Origin of the sequence: Streptomyces violascens, from assembly GCF_014649955.1 — a bacterium.
GTDB lineage: Bacteria > Actinomycetota > Actinomycetes > Streptomycetales > Streptomycetaceae > Streptomyces > Streptomyces violascens.
Map to the genome: position 1 here is coordinate 98049 of NZ_BMUA01000023.1, position 21126 is coordinate 119174.

Below are 21126 nucleotides of genomic sequence, written 5' to 3' on the forward strand. Positions count from 1 at the left end.
GTCCCTACACCTTTCGCATCCCTTCCGCCCGCGCCGACGCGCCTCAACCGGCTTGGCCCGGACGACAGTTGGAGGAAGCCATGCGCACGCGTACACGTATGTCCAGGCGGCTCGCGGCCCTCGCGGCAGTGGCCGCGCTCGGCACCGGGCTGCTCGCCGGCTGCGCCGACGACGGCGCGTCCCCGGCGGCCGAAGGCTCGACGGCGGGAGGCGGCGGGGGCGGCGCGAAGACGACGCTCACCGTCGGCGTCTTCGGCGCGTTCGGCCTGAAGGAGGCCGGGCTCTACGACGCGTACATGAAGCTCCACCCGGACATCGAGATCAAACAGACCTCGATCGAGCGGAACGAGAACTACTACCCGCAGCTCCTGACCCACCTCGGCTCGGGCAGCGGGCTCGCCGACATCCAGGCCGTCGAGGTCAGCAACATCGCCGAGGTCACCGCGACCCAGAGCGGCAAGCTGGAGGACCTGTCCAAGGCGCCCGGCGTGAACAAGGACGACTTCCTGCCGTGGAAGTGGGCCGAGGGCACCGCCAAGGACAGCAAGACCGTGGGTCTGGGCACGGACACCGGGCCGACCGGCATCTGCTACCGCAAGGACCTGTTCGCCAAGGCCGGTCTGCCCACCGACCGGGACGCCGTGGGCAAGCTGTGGGCGGGCGACTGGAACAAGTACCTGGAGGTGGGGCGGCAGTACAAGGCGAAGGTGCCCTCCGGCTCCGCGTTCGTGGACTCCGCCTCCGGCGTGCTGAACTCGATCACCGGGTCCAGTGCCACCCGCTACTACGACGCCGCCGGCAAGGTCGTCTACAAGGACAACCCGGCGGTGAAGCAGGCCTGGGACACCGCGAGCGCGTTCGCGACCGGCGGGCTCACCGCCAAGCTCCAGCAGTTCCAGCCGACCTGGGACCAGGGCTTCGCCAACGCCTCCTTCGCCACCGTGTCCTGCCCGGCGTGGATGCTCGGCTACATCCAGGACAAGGCGGGTGCCGCCGGCAAGGACCAGTGGGACGTGGCCGCGGCCCCCAAGCCGTCCAACTGGGGCGGCTCCTTCCTCACCGTGCCTTCGGCCGGCAAGCACACGGCAGAGGCCGCCAAGCTCGCCGCCTGGCTGACCGCGCCCGCCCAGCAGGCCGTCCTGTTCGCCAAGCGCGGCAGCTTCCCGAGCGCCAAGGCCGCCTACGGGCTGCCCGCGGTGGCGGACGCCAAGCACGCCTACTTCGGCAACGCGCCCATCGGCCAGATCTTCGCGCGGGCCGCCGAGGGCACCCCGGTGCAGACCCTCGGCCCGAAGGACCAGATCATCCAGCAGAACCTGTCCGACATCGGCATGCTCCAGGTCGAGCAGAAGGGCAAGTCGCCGCAGCAGGGCTGGGACGCCGCGGTGAAGGCGATCGACAACGCGCTGGACCAGTGACGATGGCGAGCGACACCACGGCCGCCGTACCCTCCCCCACTCCCGGGCAGGAGAGCACGGCCCCCGCCCGGGCCCGCGCGGACGAGCGGCGAAGCCGCCGCTACCGGCGCGATGTGCGCTGGAGCCCGTACGCGTTCACCGCGCCCTTCTTCCTGTTCTTCGCGGCCTTCGGCCTCTTCCCGCTCCTCTATACGGGCTGGGCCTCCCTGCACCAGGTCGAGCTGACCTCGCCGAACGACATGACGTGGGTGGGCCTCAGGAACTTCTCGCGGCTGCTCTCGGACGACTTCTTCTGGAACGCGCTGCGGAACACCTTCACCATCGGCGTCCTGTCCACCGTGCCCCAGCTGCTCATCGCGCTCGGCATCGCGCATCTGCTCAACTACAAGCTGCGCGGCTCGATGTTCTTCCGGGTCGCCGTCCTCACCCCGTACGCCACCAGCGTGGCGGCCGCGACGCTGGTGTTCGTGCTGCTCTTCGGGCGCGACTACGGGATGGTCAACTGGGCGCTCGGGCTCGTCGGGTTCGACCACATCGACTGGCAGAACGGCGGCTTGAGCTCGCAGCTCGCCGTGTCCACCATCGTCGTCTGGCGCTGGACCGGCTACAACGCGCTGATCTACCTGGCCGCGATGCAGGCGGTCTCCGCCGATCTGTACGAGTCCGCCGCGCTCGACGGAGCCTCGCGGTGGCAGCAGTTCCGCCATGTGACGATCCCGTCGCTGCGCCCGACCATCCTGTTCACCGCCGTCGTGTCCACGATCGGAGCGACCCAGCTGTTCGGCGAGCCGCTCCTGTTCAACGGCTCCGCGGGTGCCACCGGCGGCTCGGACCACCAGTTCCAGACGCTCGGCCTCTACCTGTACGAACAGGGCTGGGTGAATCTGCACCTCGGCCGGGCCTCGGCGATCGCCTGGGCGATGTTCCTGATCCTGCTCCTCATCGGCGCGGTGAACTGGATCGTCTCCCACAAGTTGCGCAAGGGGATGACGAGTTGAGAGCCCAGCGTGCCGGCCGCCAGCTGCACGGCGGCCGCCTCACCTACGCCGTCCTGATCGTGTTCACCGCCGGATCGCTCTTCCCGCTGATCTGGACGGCGGTGGCCGCGTCCCGCACCAACACCCGGCTCGCGCAGACACCCCCACCGTTCTGGTTCGGCTCACACCTGTTCAGGAATCTCCAGATCGCGTGGACCGACGCCAACATGGGCGCGGCCCTGCTCAACACGACGATCGTGGCGGGCTCGATCGCGGCGGGCACGGTGTTCTTCTCCACGCTGTCCGGCTTCGCCTTCGCCAAGCTGCGCTTCCGCTTCAAGAACCTGCTGCTGCTCCTGGTGATCGGCACGATGATGGTGCCGCCGCAGCTCAGCGTCGTACCGCTGTACATGCTGGTCGCCGAGCTGTCCTGGACCGACCAGCTCCAGGCCGTCATTCTGCCCACCCTGGTCAGCGCGTTCGGGGTGTTCTTCATGCGGCAGTACCTGGTGGAGGCGCTGCCCACCGAGCTGATCGAGGCCGCCCGGGTGGACGGGGCGAGCAGCTGGCGCGTGGTGTGGCACATCGTGTTCCCGGTGGCCCGGCCCGCGATGGCGGTGCTCGGGATGCTGACGTTCGTGATGGCCTGGAACGACTTCTTCTGGCCGATCATCGCGCTGACCCAGAACGGCAGCCCCACGGTGCAGGTGGCTCTGACGGGCCTCGGCCGCGGCTACATCCCCGACCAGTCGGTCATCATGGCCGGCGCCCTGCTCGGGACGCTGCCGCTGCTTGTGGCGTTCGTGGTGTTCGGGCGGCAGATCGTGGGCGGGATCATGCAGGGGGCGGTCAAAGGGTGAGGGGCGCTCCGGGCTGTTCTTCATCTGCGGCCCGGTGGGGGGCTGGTCGTGCCCACCCGGCGGAGCCGCACATCGTCACAGCCCCGCGCCCCTTGCCGGGTTCGTGCCGCGCAGGGTGTGTACTGCAGCGCGCTCCACCGAAGCCGGCGAGCCTCAGCCAGCCCAATTCCCTTCCGGCGTACATACATTGGGGGCGTTCATGTCTGACCGATTCCCGCCCGATTTCCTCTGGGGTGCCGCCACCTCCGCCTATCAGATCGAGGGGGCGGTAAGAGAGGCTGGGCGCACTCCGTCCATCTGGGACACCTTCAGTCACACCCCGGGCCGGACCGCCGGCGGCGACACGGGTGATGTCGCGGTCGACCACTACCACCGCATGCGCGAGGACGTCGCGCTCATGGCGGAGCTCGGCCTCACCTCGTACCGCTTCTCCGTCTCCTGGTCGCGGGTGCAGCCCACCGGCCGCGGGCCCGCAGTCCAGCTCGGCCTCGACTTCTACCGGCGCCTGGTCGACGAGCTGCTCGACCGGGGCATCGCGCCCGCGCTCACCCTCTACCACTGGGACCTGCCGCAGGAGCTCGAAGACGCGGGCGGCTGGCCGGCCCGGGACACCGCCCACCGGTTCGCCGAGTACGCGGCGCTCGTCGGGTCCGCGCTCGGCGACCGGGTCGAGCGGTGGATCACCCTCAACGAGCCCTGGTGCAGCGCGTTTCTGGGGTACGGATCGGGGGTGCACGCGCCCGGGAGGACCGATCCGGCGGCCTCGTTGCGGGCGGCTCATCACCTCAACCTGGCGCACGGGGACGCCACTTCGGCTCTGCGGGCCGCGATGCCCGCGCGCAACCAGATCGCGGTGAGCCTCAACTCGGCCGTGGTCAGGCCCTGTTCACAGGATCCGGCGGACCTGGAGGCGGTCCGCCGGATCGACGACCTGGCCAACGGCGTCTTCCACGGGCCGATGCTGCACGGCGCGTACCCGGAGCACCTGTTCGCGGACACGGCCTCCGTGACCGACTGGGACTTCGTGCACGACGGCGACCTGCGCGCGATCCACCAGCCGCTCGACGCGCTCGGGCTCAACTACTACACCACGTCCCTGGTGTCGGCCGCCGACCCCGGATCGGATGCCGCCCGCGCCGACGGCCACGGCGCGAGCGCCCACTCGCCGTGGCCGGGCGCCGCCTCGGTCACCTTCCACCAGCCGCCCGGCGAGCGCACCGCGATGGGCTGGGCCATCGACCCGTCGGGCCTGTACGACCTGCTGCTCCGCTACACGAAGGAGGCCCCCGGGCTGCCGCTCCTGGTCACCGAGAACGGCGCGGCCTGCGACGACAGGCCCGGCCCCGACGGGTCGGTGCACGACCCGGACCGCATCCGCTATCTGCGCGACCACCTCGCGGTCGTGCGCCGCGCGATGGAGGCGGGCGCGGACGTACGCGGCTACTACCTCTGGTCGCTGATGGACAACTTCGAATGGTCGTACGGGTACGGCAAGCGGTTCGGCGCGGTGTACGTGGACTACGGGACGCTGGCCCGCACCCCGAAGTCGAGCGCCCACTGGTACGCGGAGCTGGCCCGGACGGGCGAACTGCCGGAGGCGTGACGCGGCGGCGGGCACCTCCTCCACCGGGCTTGTGACCTCCCGCTGAACCAACGTGCGGGAATGGAACGGGAGTTGAGCTATCGTGTGGGCCCGCAATCCACCGGCAGGGCCGAGCCAGCGAGCGGGGCCCGCGCATTGGGAACCTCGGGGGTCTCCATGGATCCGTATCCGGAAACGGTCGCGCTTACCGGCCCATGGGTGACCGGCACATCGCTGAGCGGTGAGCGGTGAGCGAGAGGGAAGAATCCGGCGGCGGGGATCGGCGGCATGCCGAGACATGGGGCACCGCTTCGGACAACGCGCGGGTGTACCAGGCGCGCGGGAACCAGCACATCTCACAACTGCACTTCCATGTCGGCGGCGATGAGGCGCCCCGGGGAGTTCTGGCGCTCGGCGTGGCCGCCAAGGACGCGTACGAGCGCGTCGGCAAGCTGGTCGATGCCCTGAGGGCATCGGAGGCCCGCTGGCGCGCACGCTGCGTCGAGCTTGCGGACGAGGTCCAACAGGCAAGGGTCGAGGGGCGCACGGAGGCCTTGGCCGAGGTTCAGGACCAGCTGCGGGCCTCCGAAAGGGGGCTCATGAAAGCCCAGCGGATGATGAAAGAGGCTCAGGCGGAGCGAAAGAAGGCCTGCTCGTTCTGGATCGCGGGAGTGGTCGCCTATGCCGTCACCCTGTACGTCGCGGGTTTTGTCTCCGTCGACGTGCTGAACAGGAATTCCGAGGACGCCGTCGACGGCGGCGGCGTCCTCGTGCTGTCCATCGTTTTGTCGATCGCGGCATTCGTGGCGTCCTTCTGGACGCCCCTCACCCTGCCCGGTCCGGCAGGGGAATGGGGGCGCGGGCTCGCGGGCGCGGTGGGTCTGGGCTGACGGGCCGGGCCGCACGAGGCCTTCCACGCCCGCCGGCGTCCCGCGCGGGACTTGAACCTCACGTGGCGTGAGGATGCACAGTGGGCGCATGAGCGAATCCACCTGGAAGGTGGGCCCCCTGGCCGAGGCCAGCGGGCTCACCGTCCGCACGCTGCACCACTGGGACACCATCGGCCTGCTCTCCCCGTCGCGTCGCACTTCCGGCGGCCACCGGGAGTACACCGAGGACGACATCGCCCGGCTCTACCAGGTGCTCGCCCTGCGCGGCCTGGGTCTGGGCCTCGACACGATCGCCGTGTGCCTGGACTCCGGGGTCGATCCGATGCGGGTCCTGCGCGACCACCGCGAGAGCGTCGAGGCGCACCTGGCGGCGCTGACCGGCCTGCGGGACCGGCTCGTGCACATCGAGCAGGAGGTGGCGGACGGCCGGGCCCCGACGACCTCCGCGGTCCTCGACGCGCTGCGCGCCACCGGCGCCGCGAGCCCCGCCGCCGAACAGGCGGTACGCCGCCACCTCGACGACGACCAGCTGCGCGCCCTGGGCACTCACACCGCCGCCCTCGGCCCGGCCGCGCACTATCTGCTGGAAGTCGAGTGGCCCCAACTGTACCGGCGGGCCGAGGAGTTCAGGGCCTCCGGCACCCCGCCGACCGATCCGCGCGTACGCAAACTGGCGGCCCGGATGGACGAGCTGGGAGCGCTGTTCAGCGGCGGCGACCGGACGATTTCGACGGGCGTACGGACCGCGTGGCGCGAGGACCCGGGAGCGCTGTCGGGGGACGCGTCGGTGCAGCCGGGCCAGTGGGACAGCCTGACGGACTACTTGGACGCGGCCCGAGGGGAGTCGAAGTGATGGGAGGGAGCGAAGCAATGAAGGGGAAGTACGGGATGAACAAGTACTCGCTGTTGCCGTTCGTACTGATCACCGTGCCGCTGGTGTGCATCCTTGCCGGGTTCGGGGTGATCGGGTGGGGTGTGGTGCCGGCGGCGGTGATCGCGGTGGGGGTGCTCGCGCTGGTGACGAGGGCGGCCGGAAGGTCCACCACGCACTGAACGCGCCCCGGCCGACGTGGGGGAAGGTGCGATCCGGCCGGGACGCTGGTCAGTGGGCCTGCTGGTGGGTGGCTACGTGGCCGCGACTACTTGTAGGCGGCTACTTGTAGGCGTCGAAGGCCTTGGTGAAGGCGAGGGGCTCCTGGACGATGGACGAGCAGGTCGGGTCGGCGGAGTTCTTGGCGCCGCCGGGGCACTGTTGGTCACGGGCGCCGGACCACATGGAGAGCCGGCCGAGACCCTTGGACTGGGCGAAGTCCACGAGCTTGGTGGCGTCGGCGACGGTGAACTTCTCGACGTTGACGTCGTTGACGCCGATCATCGGCGTGACGGCGACGGCCTTCCAGGCAGCGGCGTCGGAAAGTCCCAGAACTCCCTTGAGCTGAGCCTGGGTCGCGGTGGCCGCCTGGATCGCGTAGTCGCCCATGTCGCCGCTGTAGGAGGGCCCGTAGTCCATCGCCATGATGTTGACGGCGGAGACCTTGACGCCGTTCTTCTCGGCGTCGGCGACGAGGTCGACGCCGGGCTGGGTGAGGCCCTCCGGCATCACGGGCAGCGTGAACGACACGTCGAGCCCGGGGTGGGACTGCTGGAGCTTCGCGATGGCCTGCGCGCGGCGGGTGTTGGCGCCGGTGTCGGGCAGGGCCGCGCCCTCGATGTCGAAGTCGACCTTGGTGAGCTTGTACGCGTCGACGACCTTGCCGTACGCGGCTGCCAGCTCGTCCGCGCTCTTGCAGACGAGGCCGAGCTCGGAGCCGGAGGCACCGCCGAAGGAGACCCGGACGTCGCCGCCCTTGGCGCGCAGCGCGCCGATCTGCGAGGCGACCTTGTCGCCCGGAAGGTCGGTGACGCCGCCCCAGAGCGGAGTGCAGCCGCCGCCGGAGGTGACGAAGGCGAGGGTGAACTGCTTGACGCCGGTCTTGTCGGCGGTGGCCGCGAGGTCGTAGGTGGGGTAGAGCGAGGTGTCGACGTAGGGCGCGAACCCGGCGCCGGCGGAGGTTCCGCCGCCTGTGCTCTTGGTGGGGGTGGGTATCGCGGTGGCCGACTTGGAAGGGGTGGGCTCGGTGGTCGGCCTGGTGCTCGCCGACTGGGAGGGCTTGGGGGTGGGCTGTTCCGTGGGGCGACCGCTGGGCTGGGGAGTGGCGCCGGTGTCGACGGAGCACTTCTCCTGGTCGATGAGACAGCCGGTGGGGTCGCCCGCGGTGCCGTTGGCGGACGTGACGAAGCCGACGGTGACCGACTTGCCCGCGGCGAGCCCGGCCTTGTCCCAGCTCGGGGGCTTGACGGTGACGTGCCGGCCCTTCACGGTCTGGTCGCCGTTCCAGAGGGAGGACAGCGTGGTGCCGGCGGGGAGGTCGAACTCCAGGGTCCAGTCGGCGAGGGTCTTGCCGGTGTCGTTGGTGATGACGTACTGCCCGGTGTAACCACCGGTCCAGCTGCTGGTCTTGGTGTACGCCGCGCCGACCGAGGCGGCCTGCGCGGTGCCGGTGAGCGCGAAGGCCGCGCCGCCGACGACCGCGGCGGCGGCCACCGCGCCGATCGCCTTGGTCTTGCCGCTCGCCCTGCGCCGGTGCGTACTGCTGCCCATGCCGTGCCTGCCTCTGCGTTGCGGGGGAATTCGGGGGTGCGGCAGCACGCTAGCGATGCGGAATCGGACAAATGCCCAGTTCAGGGCGGGGGTTGGGGATCTTAGGGTCGGCTTAAGGGTGGGATGGGGGGAGGTTAAGCCCGGGGTCCTTTTCCCACCTCGCCCCTTCCCGAGACCCTCCGGGGGTGATGGATCGGCTGCGGCTGGCAGTCCGGCTCCCTGGGGCTCCGCCCAGACCCCGTTCGCGCCTCAAGGGCGCTCGTCCTCAAACGCCGGACAGGCTGAAGATGCCGGTGCCGGCCGGGTCGATCCTGCTGGGGGCGCGGGGAACTGCGCGAGCAACCACGCACGGTCCGCAGCCGAAAACCGTCCGCGCATCCAGCCCTTCATGGGGCCCCGCTGATCCTTAAGACCTTGGGGGAGTTTGAGGAGTGGTGGGGTCTGGGGCAGAGGCCCAGGAACTACCTCTGGGCCGTGGCAGAACGACATCCCCCGGAGGGTCTGGGGAAGGGGCGGGGTGGGGAAAAATCAGGCGTCCGCGCCCCGGCGGGACCGGCCCCTCCCCCGCACTCGATGGCCCCGCCGGCCCGGAGGCGTGACGCCGAGCCCGATCCAGAGGCGCACCTCCGTCCCGCCCAGGACGGAGTGCCCGATCCGGACGTCGCCGCCCGTCGACTCGGCGACCCGGCGGACGATGTCGAGGCCGAGGCCCGTCGAGCCCGGCCGGCCCCCGCTGTTGCCCCGCTCCAGCGCCGCCCGCGGATCGGCGATCCCCGGCCCCGCGTCGGAGACCAGCACGATCACCGCGTCCTCGCCGTTGTGGACGTCCACCGAGAACGCCGTCCCCTCCGGCGTGTGCCGGAACACGTTGCCGAGCAGCGCGTCGAGCACGGCCACCAGATCCGCCCGGGCCACCGGGATGCGGACCGGGCGGTCCACGCCGGCGAGCCGCACCTCGCGCCCCTCGTCCTCGGCGAGCGCCGACCAGAACTCCATCCGGTCGAGGATCACTTCGCAGGCGTCGCAGCCCGCCCCCGGCCCGGCGGGCTGGGTCTTCGGCTTGGCCTCGCGCGCGGTGCGGATGATCGTGTCGACCTCCCGCTCCAGCTGCTCGACCGCGGCCCGCGTCTGGTCGGCCGCGGGCCCGTCCCCGAGCGAGGCCGCGTTCAAGCGAAGTACGGTGAGGGGCGTACGCAGGCGGTGGGAGAGGTCGGCCGCCAACTCCCGTTCATTGGCGAGGAGTTGGACGACCTGGTCGGCCATCGAGTTGAAGGCTGCGGCCGCCTGGCGCAGTTCGGTGGGGCCCTCCTCCGGAACCCGCGCGCCGAGCTTGCCCTCGCCCAGGTCCTGCGCCGCGCCCGCGAGCCGCTGAGCCGGCCGGACCATGCGTACACCCAGGCGGTCGGCGACCGCCACGGAGCCGATGATCAGGCCGATGCCGACGCCCGCGAGGACGAGCCAGGCCGTCGTCACGCCATGGGTGACCTCGGCCTCCGGCACGAAGACCTCGACGATCGCGATCTGGCCGGAGCTGAGCGCGGTCGGCTGGAGCAGTGCGGAGCCGCCCGAGACGTCGGAGATGGAGGCCTTGATGACCTTGCGCGTCGCTTCGAGGTCCTTGTCCGCCGCCCGCTGCCTGCCGATCTCCACCGGCGCGCTGCCCGCGACGGCCGGGTCGGCCGGGACGTGCACGGCCATCCGGTCCTCGGCGCCGGACTGGGTGGAGGCGACGGCGCGTTCCAGCGCGTCACGGCCGGTGGTGATGGACAGCGTCGGCCCGATCGCCGCGGCCTGCCGCTCGGCGTTGGAGAACGCCCGGTCGCGAGCCATCTCCTTGATGACCATGCCGAGCGGCACCGCGAAGGCCACCACCACCATCACGGTGACGGCGAGGCAGACCTTGACCAGGGCCCACCTCACTGCGGTGGCTCCAGCTTCACGCCGACCCCGCGCAGGGTGTGCAGATAGCGGGGCCGCGCGGCCGTCTCCCCCAACTTCCGCCGCAACCAGGACAGATGCACATCAATGGTCTGGTCGTCACCGTACGACTGCTGCCACACCTCGGCCAGCAGCTCCTTGCGGGGCACGACCACGCCGGGCCGCCCGGCGAGAAAGGCGAGCAGGTCGAACTCGCGCCGGGTCAGGTCGAGCTGCACGCCGTCGAGTTCGGCCTGCCTGCGCAGCGGGTCGACGCGGAGCCCGCCGACCTGGAGCACGCGTGACGGCGGTTCGGCCCCGGCGGTGGCACGCGCCCGGCGCAGCACGGCGGCCATCCGCGCGGAGAGGTGCTCCACGGAGAACGGCTTGGTGAGGTAGTCGTCCGCGCCGTCGTTGAGCAGCCGGACGATCTCCGTCTCGTCGTCCCGCGCGGTCGCGATGATCACCGGTACGTCGGTGATGCCGCGCAGCATCTTGAGCGCCTCGGACCCGTCCAGGTCGGGCAGCCCGAGGTCCAGGATGACCACGTCGAACCGGAAATGGGCCACTTCGCGCAGCGCCTCGAGTGCCGTGCCGACGCTCCGTACCGTGTGGGAGGCCTCGGTGAGGTGGCGGATGAGGGCGGAGCGGACAAACTGGTCGTCCTCGACCACTAGCACACTTGCCATGGCCCGCACCGTACGCCATGCGGAGGACCGGAGTCCCCCGTGGGAGTGGAGTGGGCGGCGGCGGGACACGGGTGGGGCTCGTGGTGCAGTATGGCCCGGATGCACAGAGGACTCGTACACGGTTTGGCGTGGTCGCTCGCTACCGGAGCGGCGGTCACGCTCTCCTGGTGGGGCGTCCATACGGTGCTCGCGGGCACGGTGTACGACCCGCCCCGCGCCCTGCCGATCAGTGGCGAGGCGCACATCACGCAGGGCTCGAAGCCGGACGCCTCGTCCACCGAACGCCCCAAGGGGACCACGCCTTCTCCGTCGTCCTCTCCCTCCCCGAAGCCGTCGAAGGACGCCGCCGGGAGCGGGAAGCCGTCGGGCAGTCGATCGCCGTCCGGCGTCAAGCCGCCGTCACCGTCCGGGAGTTCGGGCGATGCGGCCAATTCCGGGGCAGTGCAGGGCTACAACGTCTCGGGCGGCCGGGTCGTCTTCGACCTCGGCGACACCTCGGCCCAGCTGGTCTCGGCGACGCCCGCATCGGGCTGGCAGATGGAGCGCTGGATCCAGACGGAGTGGATACGGGTCACCTTCACCCGGGGCAGTGAGACGGTCTCGGTGTTCTGCACCTGGAACGGCCATCCGCCCTCGGTGGAGATCAACAACACCTGACCGCTCAGCGGAACGCCCCGGCCGGCGGCGCCGGCGAGGGCTTCGCGCTCGCGTCGCTCACCGCGACGGCCCCGCCCGTGAAGTCGGCCAGCTCGCGTCCGTGCTGGACGCGGCCGGGGTGCGGGTCGCCCGCGATGCGCCGGGTCAGCTCGGCCAGCGGCAGCGGCACGGCCGAGCAGACGAGCACCGCGTTCCCGAACCGCTTGCCGCGCAGCACCGTCGGATCGGCGGCGAGCGCGAGCTCGGGGAAGACCCCGGCGGCCGTGGCGATCTGGCCCCGCAGATGCGCGAGCGGCGGCCCGTCGGCGAGATTCGCGGCGTAGGTACCGCCCGGCCTGAGCACTCTGCGTACGTCGGCGAGGAACTCGGTGCTGGTCAGATGGGCCGGGGTGCGGGCCCCGCTGAAGACGTCCGCGATGACGAGGTCGGCCCAGCCGTCGGGCAGCTTGCCGAGCCCGGCACGGGCATCCCCTCCCCGTACCCGGATCCGGGCCCCGGGGTCGAGCGGCAGCTCACGGCGTACGAGCTGGACGAGCGCGGCGTCGAGCTCGACTATCTGCTGGGTGGAGCGGGGCCGGGTGGCCGCGATGTAGCGGGCCAGGGTGAAGGCGCCGCCGCCGAGGTGCAGGACGTTCAGGGCCTGGCCGGGCGGGGCCGCGAGGTCGATGACGTGGCCGAGGCGGCGCTGGTACTCGAAGGTCAGCCGGTCCGGGGCGTCGAGGTCGACGTGCGACTGGGGCGCCCCGTCGAGCAGCAGCGTCCACCCGCCGGTCCGGTCCCGGTCGGGTATGAGCTCGGCGAGGCCGCCGTCCACCGTCTCGACGACGGGCTCGGGCCCGCGCCGCCTGCTGCTTTTCGCCATCCGGCCATTATCGACCGGCCGGGCGGGTGCCGCCCGCCCGCACCCGTGGCGGCGCTCGGCAGCCGTGCTCAGCGGCCCCCGCCCTCGCTGATCCCGTCGGCGGCCTCGATCATCCGGGCCGCCTCGCCGAGGGCCTCGCGAAGGAGGCCCGGGTCGGTGACCTCGGTGGTGTTCGGGGGGAGCAGCCAGCCCGAGCCGGTGACGGGGGGCGCGACGGGCAGGCCCTCGATGCGCAGGCCGCGCCCATTGGTCTCCGTACAGGCGCTGCCCGGCACGTCCCAGGCGGCGGCGGTGCCGGACGGGACGAGGAAGCCGAGGGTGTCGCAGGTCCCGTCGTGCAGAACGGGGCCGACGGCGGCCGGGGCGGAGCCGCGGCGGATGATGTCGACGGCCTCAAGGCCCTGCCGGGCGGGCACGGTGACCAGGTCGCAGGGCTCCTCGGCGGCGCGCGCGAGGACCGGCGGGGCGGCCGCCTGCGGTGAATGCGGATGCCGGGCCGTCGTCTGCGTACCGGAGCCTGTGAAGTCGATGTCGGTGTCGGTGTTCACGCAGTCCTCCAACAAGGCAAGCCCTCCGCGTCTCTGCGGTGTTGGCGCTCTCCACATGGTTCAACGCCCTTGCGCGTCAAGGGGAACGGCGACGTGCCGCCGCAAAGGATGGCAGTTCATGGCGGATCGCGGGTGAGATATCCGGTTTGTAGCCAAACACAGCGTGAACGACTCGTCACAGCAGGTACGTTCTTGCTCCGCACCACCCCGCCAGAGAGAGCTGTCGAGCCATGGCGCCGTCACCAGATCCCCACGACGACCCCCGGGTGAACGCGCGGACTCCGCAGACGCCGCGCCGGCTCACGCGGGAACCCAACGTGGCCTTCCGGCAGTTGAGGGGCGCCCGTTCGCCGGGCGAGTTCGCGGCCGCGGTCCGCCGGGCCGCCCGCGAGATCGGCGAGCAGGTCGCCTGCGACGCCCGCTACATCGGACGCGTGGAGAACGGCGAGATCCGCTGTCCCAATTACGCGTACGAAAGGGTCTTCCGGCACATGTTCCCGGGTTTGACCCTGGCCGACTTGGGGTTCTCGGCGAGGGAGACGGTACGAGGCCGGGGGGCGCGCCCACTTTCCGCCGCGCCCCTGCTCCACATCACGCCCCGTCCCGACCATCCACGCGACGATCCGCCCGGCCAACGCGTCGGCCCATCGTCGGACAACCACCACATTCACCAGAACCACGAGGAGAGCGACGTGCTGCGTCGCGCATTCATGACGGGCTCCACCGCCACAGTGGCGGCCGTCTCGCTGGGCCTCGGCCCGGCATCCGCCCATCCCGTCCAGCGCGTCGGCGAGGCCGAGGTGAGCGCCGTCGAGGAGGCGGTGCGCCGGATCAGACTGCTCGACGACCGGCACGGCGCGGACGGGCTCTACCAGCGGGCCGCCCAGCCGCTGCGCACCGCGTACGCCCTGCTCGACGCGAGCGCGGCGCGGCGCTCCACGCAGGAGCGGCTGCACACGGGCGCGGGTGAACTGGCCATCTCCGTCGGCTGGTTGGCGCACGACTCGGGCCGCTTCGGCGAAGCCCGCTCACACTACGCGGAGGCTCTCGCGACGGCCCGGCTCGCGGGCGACGCCGGTCTTGAGGCGCACGCGTTCTGCAACATGTCGTTCCTGGCCCGGGACATGGGCCGGCCGCGCGAGGCGATGCGGGCGGCGCAGGCGGGCGAGCGCGCGGCGCACCCGCTCGGCTCGCCCCGGCTGCTCTCCCTGCTCGCGCTGCGCGAGGCCGGGGGCTGGGCGGGGCTCGGCGACCGCTCGGCGTGCGAGGAGTCCCTGAAACGCGCCCACTCCCACTTCGCGCGGGGCACCTCGCCCGCCGACCCGGAGTGGATGACCTTCTTCGTGGAGGCCGAGCTGGAGATGCTCCAGGCGCAGTGCTGGTCCGCGCTCGGCGACTGGTCCCGGGCGGCCCGGCACGCCCACCGCGCGGCCACCGTCCAGGACCCCCACTTCACCCGGAACCTCGCGCTGTACCGGGCCGAGCTCGCCGACGATCTCGCGCGGGCGGGCGCGCCCGCCGAATCCGCGGCGGCGGGGCAGCAGGTCCTGGACCTTCTGAACCAGGTCCAGTCCACCCGGATCCAGGCGATGCTGGCGGACACGTCCCGAATCCTGGCCCCGCACCGGGCGTCCCCGGAGGTGGCAGCGTTCCTGGAACGCCGGGCGGCGGTGGCTGTGTAGGGGGTCGCCCCCTACACAGCCCCTTCCCGGCGGCGCCACCGCGCGGCTCCCGGGGGTGCGGCCCCGGCGGAATGCGCTGGGGCTCCGCCCCAGCCCCCGGAGGCCCCACCCCGCCCCTTCCCCAGACCCTCCGGGGGTGGGAATGGGCTGAGATCCGCTTCCCGGGGCCGCTGCCCCCTCGGCCCCCTCCGGAGCCGGACTTCAACTGCGGACCGTACGTGGCTGGTCGCGCAGTTCCCCGCGCCCCTGGCAGCATCGATCCTGGGGGAGTTTGAGGACGAGCGCCGTTCAGGCGCGATACGGGGTCCAGGGGCAGAGCCCCCGAAGCAGGGGTGCAGGGGACGAAGTCCCCGCAGGGGGTCCGGGGCGCAGCCACCAGCGGGTCCGGGGCGCAGGCCCAGGGGCCCAGCCCATCCAACGCGGAGCAACGGGCGGGGGGGCAAGGGCTCGGGGGTCTGGGGCGCGGCCTCAAGGGGTTAGGTCGTCCCACCCCCGTCCCGGGCGGGCGGTGGGCGAACTTCCCGGGGGTGCAGGGGGCAGAGCCCCCGCAAGGGGGTCTGGGGGCGCAGCCACCAGGAGCCGATCCATCCCACCCTGCACGGGCGAGCGGGCGGGAAAGCCCCCGGGGTCCGGGGCGGAGCCCCGGGCGGCTGTGCCCGCCCCGTACCCGGTCAGCTCACCGCTCAAGGTGCCCCGTGTCGTTCCACCGCTCGACCGCCGGGTCGCCGTACGCCCACCCCAGCACCGACAGCGACGTCGGGTCGAGGCGGATCCGGGCCGCGAAGGAGATGTCCTCGCCCAGCCACCGCGCCGCGATGGACCGCAGAATGTGCCCGTGGGCGAAGACCAGCACGTCCCGCCCGGCAGAGCGCGCCCAGGCCACGACCTCGTCCGCCCGCGCGGAGACCTGCGCCAGGGTCTCCCCGTCCGGCACCCCGTCCCGCCAGATGAACCAGCCCGGCCGCAGCGCCTGGATCTCGGGCGGCGCCATGCCCTCGTACGCCCCGTAGTCGTACTCCATGAGCGCGTCCCACGGCTCGGCCCGCTCCCCGAACCCGGCGAGCTCGCACGTCTCGGACGCCCGCACGAGCGGGCTGGTGCGGACCTCGACGCCGGGCAGCCCGCCCCAGGGCTCCCGGTGCAGCCGCTCGCCGAGCAGCTTCGCGCCGCGCCGGCCCTCCTCCAGGAGGGGGATGTCGGTCCGGCCGGTGTGCTTGCCCGCGAGCGACCACTCGGTCTGCCCGTGCCGGGCCAGCAGGATGCGCGGTGCGGCGGCTGGCATGAGTGTTCTCTCCCGATCCCGTACGAAATGTTCCGAAAAGTTTCGGTCACCATCATCGCGCACCCGGCGAAGCAACCTCGCGCCGGATCTTGACGTCTGACCGGGAACACCGGGGTGCTGCGTGAGGGCGATCACTTACACCGTACGGTTGAACGCACGCCAAAAACCCGGAGGCCCCCAGCGGGCGACCCGAGTACCAGTTGGAGGAACCCGCCGGATGCAGCCGCCGCAGCAAGCCACGCGACCGCGCTGGTGGACCGAACTCCCGCTGATCGCGATCGTGTACGCGGCCTACTCCCTGGGACGACTGATCGTACGGGGCGACGAGGCGCGGGCCGTCGAGCACGGCCTGTCCATCCTGCGCATCGAGAAGGCTCTCAGCCTCAATGCCGAGCACCCGCTGAACAGGCTGTTCACGCACACCCCGGCGATCGGCATACCCGCCGACTTCATCTATGCCTCGCTGCACTACCTGGTCACGCCGGCCATCCTGATCTGGCTGTTCCGCCGCCGCCCCACCCAGTACCGGGCCGCCCGGGGCTGGCTGATGACCTCCACCCTGCTCGGCCTGATCGGCTTCACGTTCCTGCCGACCTGCCCGCCCCGGCTGCTCCCGGCGGTGCAGGGCTTCACCGACACGATGGCCCAGTACGGCTCGTACGGCTGGTGGGGCGGCGAGGCGAGCGCGCCCCGGGGGCTGGGCGGCATGACCAACCAGTTCGCCGCGATGCCGAGCCTGCACGTGGGGTGGGCGCTGTGGTGCGGGGTGATGCTGTGGAAGTTCGGCGGCAGCCGAATAACGAAGACCGCCGCCGTCGCATACCCGCTGACCATTACGTTCGTGGTGATGGGCACGGCCAACCACTATCTGCTCGACGCCGTCGCGGGCGTCGCCGTGATGGGCCTCGGCCTGTGGCTCTCCAGGCCCGTACTGCGCCTCGCGGAGCGCGTACGAACCCGCTTCGCGCCCGCCTCTTCCGCCACGGGCGCCTCGATTGTCAGTGCCGGATGCGAGACTTCCGTGGGTGAGCGAATCCCTGGGCAGCGGACGTCCTCCGACACCCCCGCAGAAGCCGGCGACAGCACTCCGTCGAAGGCTCGCTGAGCTGCGCGGCCCGGCCACCGTGGCCCGGCCGCTGGACGCACGGGCGCTCGCGGCCCTCGCCGCGAACCCGGGCTGCCGCAGACGCGCGCTCCTGGACGGCGCCGGGGTGGACAAGGGCGCGCTCGCCGAGGCGATCGGCTCGCCGTCGGCCGCGTTCGGCCAGTCCCAGTTCGCGTTCATGCGCGGCAACGCCTTCGAGGCGAAGGTGAAGGGCGACGGCGGCACCGAGCTGCTCCGCCTGCTGCACGAGCGGATGGGCGCGGGCTCCGAGCCTCCCGGCGACGCCACGGCTCCCGATCTCGCGGCGGCCGGCCCCGAGGGCCGCGCGGCCCGCACCGCGCTCGCCCTGCGCGAGGCCACCGCGGCCGGCTCCTGGGCGCTGCTCGACCACCCGATGCTGGCCCTGGAAGTAGCGGGCTCCCCCGCCTACCTGGAGCCGGACGCGGTGGTGGTGCACCCCGACGGCCGCTGGACGGTCGTCGAGATCAAGTCCTTCCCCATGATCGACGCGGCCGCCGACCCGTCGAAGGTGGGCGCAGCCGCCCGCCAGTCCGCGGTGTACGTGCTCGCCCTGGAGCGGGTCGCCTCGCTCACCGACGGCGCCTCGGTGGACCATTCGGTGCTGCTCGTCTGCCCCAAGGACTTCTCGAACCTGCCGACCGCCTCGGTCATCGACGTACGCAAGCAATTGTCCGTCACCCGGCGGCAGTTGACGCGCCTGGCCCGGATCGAGGACATCGCGGACGGCCTGCCGCCCGGCATCACCTTCGACCTCGACGGCCAGTCCGGCGAGTCCCTGGCCTCGGCCGTCGAGGCGGTTCCCGCGGTGTACGCGCCGGAGTGCCTGGCCGCCTGCGAGCTGGCCTTCCACTGCCGGGGCCGGGCCCGCGAGGAGGGTGCGGTGACCGCGCTCGGCCGTGCGATGCGGGGTGAGCTCGGCGGGCTGACGACGATCGGCGAGGTCCTCGCGGCCGCGCGCGGCGAGTCGGGCGACCCCGCCGATCCGACGGTGGCCGCGGTGCGCCGCGCGGCCGCCCTGCGCGCGGAGGCGGGCGTCCCGTGTCGCTGATCTCCACCCTGGCCCGCCTGGAAGCCGTCGAGTCCGGCCGCGCGCAGCCGCTGACCACCGTCCGCCACCGCCATCTGTCCGAGCGGCCCCTCGTCTTCGTGCCGCTCACCACGGCGGGCGAGGCGGGCGCCCCGCTCGGCGCGCTCGTCGGCAGCGACCGCGCGGCCCCGACGCTGCTCGTGGTGCCCCAGCCGCGCGACCGCGACCTGCGCTTCACGTTCCTGGCCGACCTCGCCGAGGCCGTACTGCCGTACCTGGACGCGTACGCCGACGACGTCGAGCCGGCCGAGCGCTCCGAGACGGATCCGGAGACCGGCAAGAAGACCAAGGTCGAGGCCGAACTGTGCGCGGACGCGCCGCAGTTGATCGTGCCCGGCCGGGCCGGTATCGACTTCGTACGCCTCCTCGGCCGCTCGATGCGGTTCCGCCGCACCGCCGAGCAGGACCCGGACGCGCCCTATCCGGCGCCGCCCCGGGTCCCGCTGCTCGGCCGCTGGTTCACGCACTACGCCGAGCGCGCCCGCACACCCGGGGCCGCGCTGCTGCTCGCCGCGACCGACCTCCTGAACCGGCACTGGGCGAGTGGCCAGTCCAGCCTGGAGGACCAGCACCTGGGCGCGCTGCTCGCCTGGATCGACCCGCCCGAGGGCGAGTCCGGCGCGGAGGCGGCGCTGCGGGCCGAGCTGGCGCGGGGCGCGGACGGCCAGTTGCTGTGCCCGCCGGCCGGTCCGGCCACCGACCCGGCGTTCGACAACCGCCTGCTCGCCCCGGCCGTGGAGCGCTACGACCGGGCCCGCCAGGCCTTGCAGACGGCCGAGGACGGGCTCGCGGCGGACGAACGGCTCGTCCAACTGACCATCGCGGAACGCGAGATAAGGCGTTTGCTCGCGGCTCAGCTCATGCCCACCTGGACGGCCGTGTGGCGCGCTCTCGACCTGCTGCGGGAGCTCCCCGAGGGGGAGCGGGCCGCCGCGCGCTGGACGAGCGACCGCTGGTCGTTCACCGGCCACCGGGACCGCATCGCCGCGGGTGAGCCGCCCCAGCCGCGCCGCGACGACGCGGTGACGGCCGCCACCAAGCTGCTGCGGCGCGAGCGCGCGCAGGCCGAGCTTGAGGCGGGCGAGGCGCTCGACGACCCGCTCGTGATGGCGGGCCGCAGGCTCGCGGGCGAGGCGTTCGCGGGCGAGGTCGTGGAGGTGACCCCGGCGTGGACGGAGTCCAAGCGCCCGAGCCCCCGCCCCCTCGTCACCCTGCGCACGGACGACGCTCCGCACCTCGCCGAGGGCACGAAGGTCTACCGCACCCTGGACGGCAAGCCGCAGAAGGCCGAGTTCGTGACGTACGAACCGGAAGGCGCCCTCGTCCTGCGGATCCTGGACAAGATGGGGCGCGCCAAGGACCCGGCGCCCGGCTCCGTCCCCGACAAGGGCGACCGGATCTGCTGGACGCTGTTCGAGCACGAGCAGCGCGGCGCCCCCAAGCTGCCCGACCCCGAGGCAACGCCGTGGACCCATGGCGGCCCGCCCGGCTCCGGCACCGCCGAGCAGCCCGACCCGCTGACCCCCGAGGACCTTCTGTGACCGCCTTCGATCCGGGCGCGGCCGCGGCCGGGGCCACCGACGCGATCCTCGCCGACACCCTGCACGGCGTCTCCCGCGGCGTCGTCGTCGACTCGCCTCCGGGCGCCGGCAAGTCCACGCTCGTCGTGCGCGCCGCGCTCGAACTGGCCGCCGCGGGGCGCCCGTTGATGGTGGTCGCCCAGACCAACTCGCAGGTCGACGACCTGGTGGTACGCCTCGCCGAGAAGGCCCCGGACCTGCCGGTCGGCCGCCTGCACAGCAACGACAGCGACCCGTACGACAAGGCCCTGGACGACCTGGACAACGTACGGAAGTCGTCGAAGGCGGGCGATCTCGCGGGCCTGGACGTGGTGATCTCGACGGCCGCGAAGTGGGCGCACGTCAAGTCCACCGACACGGGAGGGCCCTGGCGGCACGCGATCGTGGACGAGGCGTACCAGATGCGCTCCGACGCGCTGCTCGCGGTCGCTGGGCTCTTCGAGCGGGCGCTGTTCGTGGGCGATCCGGGGCAGCTCGACCCGTTCGCGATCGCCGACGCCGAGCAGTGGGCGGGGCTCTCGTACGACCCGTCGGCGAGCGCGGTCTCGACGCTGCTCGCGCACAACCCGGAGCTGCCCCAGCACCGGCTGCCCGTCTCCTGGCGGCTGCCGGCGTCGGCGGCGCCGCTGGTCTCGGACGCGTTCTATCCGTTCACGCCGTTCCGCAGCGGCACGGATCACGGCGACCGGCGGCTCGCCTTCGGCGTCGCCTCGGACGGCTCGGCGCCGGACCGCGCCCTGGACGAGGCGGCCGAGTCGGGCTGGGCCCTGCTCGAACTGCCGGCCCGGCACACCCCGCGCACCGACCCGGAGGCGGTCCGCGCCGTCGCCCGGGTCGTACGCCGCCTCCTGGACCGGGGCGGCGCGGCGACCAGCGAGCGCTCGCCGGAGCCGGTCCCGCTGACGGCGGCCCGGATCGCGGTCGGCACCGCGCACCGCGACCAGGCCGCCGCGGTCCGGGCGGCGCTCGCGGAGCTCGGCGTGACGGGGGTGGCCGTCGACACCGCGAACCGGCTCCAGGGCAGGGAGTTCGACGTGACGGTCGTCCTGCACCCGCTCTCGGGCCGCCCGGACGCGACGGCCTTCCACCTGGAGACGGGCCGCCTGTGCGTCCTTGCCTCCCGCCACCGGCATGCCTGCATCGTGGTGTGCCGCGCGGGCGTGACGGACCTCCTGGACGACCACCCGTCGACGGAACCGGTCCAGCTGGGAGTGACGGTGAAGTTTCCGGACGGCTGGGAGGCGAACCACGCGGTGCTGTCGCATCTCGCGGAACACCGGGTGGTTTGGCAGCCCTGAGCCGGGGCGGCCCGCCCCCGGACGCGGCCC

At 72.5% G+C, this 21126-nt stretch carries 19 protein-coding genes; 13 read left to right on the forward strand and 6 right to left on the reverse strand.

The window, feature by feature from the left end:
- Nucleotides 1–80 precede the first annotated feature (80 nt).
- From IE206_RS32280 to IE206_RS32310, 7 genes are all read left to right on the forward strand, one after another.
- On the forward strand, nt 81–1418 hold the full coding sequence (locus IE206_RS32280) for an ABC transporter substrate-binding protein (protein ID WP_189968430.1): 1338 nt from the start codon (nt 81–83) through the stop codon (nt 1416–1418).
- A 2-nt stretch (nt 1419–1420) separates the two neighbouring features.
- On the forward strand, nt 1421–2416 hold the full coding sequence (locus IE206_RS32285) for a carbohydrate ABC transporter permease (protein ID WP_189968432.1): 996 nt from the start codon (nt 1421–1423) through the stop codon (nt 2414–2416).
- Nucleotides 2374–3255 carry a carbohydrate ABC transporter permease gene (locus IE206_RS32290; RefSeq protein WP_373301022.1) on the forward strand — a complete coding sequence of 294 codons (882 nt, stop codon included), beginning with the start codon at nt 2374–2376 and terminating at the stop codon, nt 3253–3255. Before IE206_RS32285 ends, IE206_RS32290 begins: the two co-directional genes overlap by 43 nt.
- Before the next feature lie 199 nt (nt 3256–3454).
- Nucleotides 3455–4858 carry a GH1 family beta-glucosidase gene (locus IE206_RS32295; RefSeq protein WP_189968436.1) on the forward strand — a complete coding sequence of 468 codons (1404 nt, stop codon included), beginning with the start codon at nt 3455–3457 and terminating at the stop codon, nt 4856–4858.
- Between the two features lie 305 nt (nt 4859–5163).
- A complete protein-coding gene (locus IE206_RS32300; protein ID WP_189968438.1) occupies nt 5164–5727 on the forward strand; it encodes a hypothetical protein in 564 nt (187 codons plus the stop codon).
- 88 nt (nt 5728–5815) lie between these two features.
- Nucleotides 5816–6580 carry a MerR family transcriptional regulator gene (locus tag IE206_RS32305; RefSeq protein ID WP_226598931.1) on the forward strand — a complete coding sequence of 255 codons (765 nt, stop codon included), beginning with the start codon at nt 5816–5818 and terminating at the stop codon, nt 6578–6580.
- 17 nt (nt 6581–6597) lie between these two features.
- Nucleotides 6598–6780, forward strand: a complete 183-nt coding sequence (locus IE206_RS32310) for a hypothetical protein (RefSeq protein WP_189968440.1) — start codon at nt 6598–6600, stop codon at nt 6778–6780.
- 100 nt (nt 6781–6880) lie between these two features.
- On the opposite strand, the gene IE206_RS32315 is transcribed toward IE206_RS32310, so the two are convergent.
- From IE206_RS32315 to IE206_RS32325, 3 genes are all read right to left on the reverse strand, one after another.
- The gene (locus IE206_RS32315) at nt 6881–8368 is read right to left on the reverse strand and encodes a cellulose binding domain-containing protein (RefSeq protein WP_189968442.1); all 1488 of its coding nucleotides are present in this window, start codon (nt 8366–8368) and stop codon (nt 6881–6883) included.
- 528 nt (nt 8369–8896) lie between these two features.
- Nucleotides 8897–10288 (reverse strand): sensor histidine kinase, encoded by a 1392-nt coding sequence (locus IE206_RS32320; RefSeq protein ID WP_189968444.1) that lies wholly within the window; start codon nt 10286–10288, stop codon nt 8897–8899.
- A complete protein-coding gene (locus IE206_RS32325) occupies nt 10285–10974 on the reverse strand; it encodes a response regulator transcription factor (RefSeq protein ID WP_189968446.1) in 690 nt (229 codons plus the stop codon). The genes IE206_RS32320 and IE206_RS32325 overlap by 4 nt, the downstream gene beginning before the upstream one ends.
- Nucleotides 10975–11073: 99 nt before the next feature.
- Here IE206_RS32325 and IE206_RS32330 point away from each other — a divergent pair, with 99 nt between their 5' ends.
- On the forward strand, nt 11074–11631 hold the full coding sequence (locus tag IE206_RS32330; protein ID WP_189968448.1) for a hypothetical protein: 558 nt from the start codon (nt 11074–11076) through the stop codon (nt 11629–11631).
- A 4-nt stretch (nt 11632–11635) separates the two neighbouring features.
- Here the strand turns inward: IE206_RS32330 and IE206_RS32335 are convergent, their stop codons facing one another.
- Both IE206_RS32335 and IE206_RS32340 read right to left on the reverse strand, forming a co-directional pair.
- The gene (locus IE206_RS32335; RefSeq protein ID WP_189968450.1) at nt 11636–12493 is read right to left on the reverse strand and encodes a spermidine synthase; all 858 of its coding nucleotides are present in this window, start codon (nt 12491–12493) and stop codon (nt 11636–11638) included.
- A gap of 68 nt (nt 12494–12561) precedes the next feature.
- Nucleotides 12562–13041, reverse strand: coding sequence for a hypothetical protein (locus IE206_RS32340; RefSeq protein ID WP_373301020.1), 480 nt, complete (start codon nt 13039–13041; stop codon nt 12562–12564).
- A 230-nt stretch (nt 13042–13271) separates the two neighbouring features.
- Here IE206_RS32340 and IE206_RS32345 point away from each other — a divergent pair, with 230 nt between their 5' ends.
- A complete protein-coding gene (locus tag IE206_RS32345) occupies nt 13272–14723 on the forward strand; it encodes an NsdA family TPR-like regulatory protein (RefSeq protein WP_226598932.1) in 1452 nt (483 codons plus the stop codon).
- 676 nt (nt 14724–15399) lie between these two features.
- On the opposite strand, the gene IE206_RS32350 is transcribed toward IE206_RS32345, so the two are convergent.
- Nucleotides 15400–16005: a histidine phosphatase family protein gene (locus IE206_RS32350; protein ID WP_189968452.1), complete on the reverse strand. Its 606-nt coding sequence runs from the start codon at nt 16003–16005 to the stop codon at nt 15400–15402.
- Between the two features lie 217 nt (nt 16006–16222).
- Between IE206_RS32350 and IE206_RS32355 the strand changes: the two genes are divergently transcribed.
- The 4 genes from IE206_RS32355 to IE206_RS32370 are packed head-to-tail and all read left to right on the forward strand — an operon-like array spanning nt 16223 to nt 21096.
- Nucleotides 16223–17110: a phosphatase PAP2 family protein gene (locus IE206_RS32355; RefSeq protein WP_189968454.1), complete on the forward strand. Its 888-nt coding sequence runs from the start codon at nt 16223–16225 to the stop codon at nt 17108–17110.
- Entirely contained in the window at nt 17031–18179 is a 1149-nt protein-coding gene (locus tag IE206_RS32360; protein ID WP_226598933.1) for a hypothetical protein, read from the forward strand. Before IE206_RS32355 ends, IE206_RS32360 begins: the two co-directional genes overlap by 80 nt.
- Nucleotides 18170–19759 (forward strand): amino acid adenylation domain-containing protein, encoded by a 1590-nt coding sequence (locus IE206_RS32365; RefSeq protein WP_189968456.1) that lies wholly within the window; start codon nt 18170–18172, stop codon nt 19757–19759. Before IE206_RS32360 ends, IE206_RS32365 begins: the two co-directional genes overlap by 10 nt.
- Entirely contained in the window at nt 19756–21096 is a 1341-nt protein-coding gene (locus tag IE206_RS32370; protein WP_189968458.1) for an AAA domain-containing protein, read from the forward strand. Before IE206_RS32365 ends, IE206_RS32370 begins: the two co-directional genes overlap by 4 nt.
- The last annotated feature ends 30 nt before the right edge of the window (nt 21097–21126 follow it).

Excerpts from the sequence above, each read along its gene's own strand:
- IE206_RS32280 (WP_189968430.1), top strand. The coding sequence starts at position 81 with ATGCGCACGCGTACACGTATGTCCAGGCGGCTCGCGGCCCTCGCGGCA.
- IE206_RS32285 (WP_189968432.1), top strand. The coding sequence starts at position 1,421 with ATGGCGAGCGACACCACGGCCGCCGTACCCTCCCCCACTCCCGGGCAG.
- IE206_RS32295 (WP_189968436.1), top strand. The coding sequence starts at position 3,455 with ATGTCTGACCGATTCCCGCCCGATTTCCTCTGGGGTGCCGCCACCTCC.
- IE206_RS32305 (WP_226598931.1), top strand. The coding sequence starts at position 5,816 with ATGAGCGAATCCACCTGGAAGGTGGGCCCCCTGGCCGAGGCCAGCGGG.
- IE206_RS32310 (WP_189968440.1), top strand. The coding sequence starts at position 6,598 with ATGAAGGGGAAGTACGGGATGAACAAGTACTCGCTGTTGCCGTTCGTA.
- IE206_RS32315 (WP_189968442.1), bottom strand. The coding sequence starts at position 8,368 with ATGGGCAGCAGTACGCACCGGCGCAGGGCGAGCGGCAAGACCAAGGCG.
- IE206_RS32325 (WP_189968446.1), bottom strand. The coding sequence starts at position 10,974 with ATGGCAAGTGTGCTAGTGGTCGAGGACGACCAGTTTGTCCGCTCCGCC.
- IE206_RS32330 (WP_189968448.1), top strand. The coding sequence starts at position 11,074 with ATGCACAGAGGACTCGTACACGGTTTGGCGTGGTCGCTCGCTACCGGA.
- IE206_RS32335 (WP_189968450.1), bottom strand. The coding sequence starts at position 12,493 with ATGGCGAAAAGCAGCAGGCGGCGCGGGCCCGAGCCCGTCGTCGAGACG.
- IE206_RS32345 (WP_226598932.1), top strand. The coding sequence starts at position 13,272 with ATGGCGCCGTCACCAGATCCCCACGACGACCCCCGGGTGAACGCGCGG.
- IE206_RS32350 (WP_189968452.1), bottom strand. The coding sequence starts at position 16,005 with ATGCCAGCCGCCGCACCGCGCATCCTGCTGGCCCGGCACGGGCAGACC.
- IE206_RS32355 (WP_189968454.1), top strand. The coding sequence starts at position 16,223 with ATGCAGCCGCCGCAGCAAGCCACGCGACCGCGCTGGTGGACCGAACTC.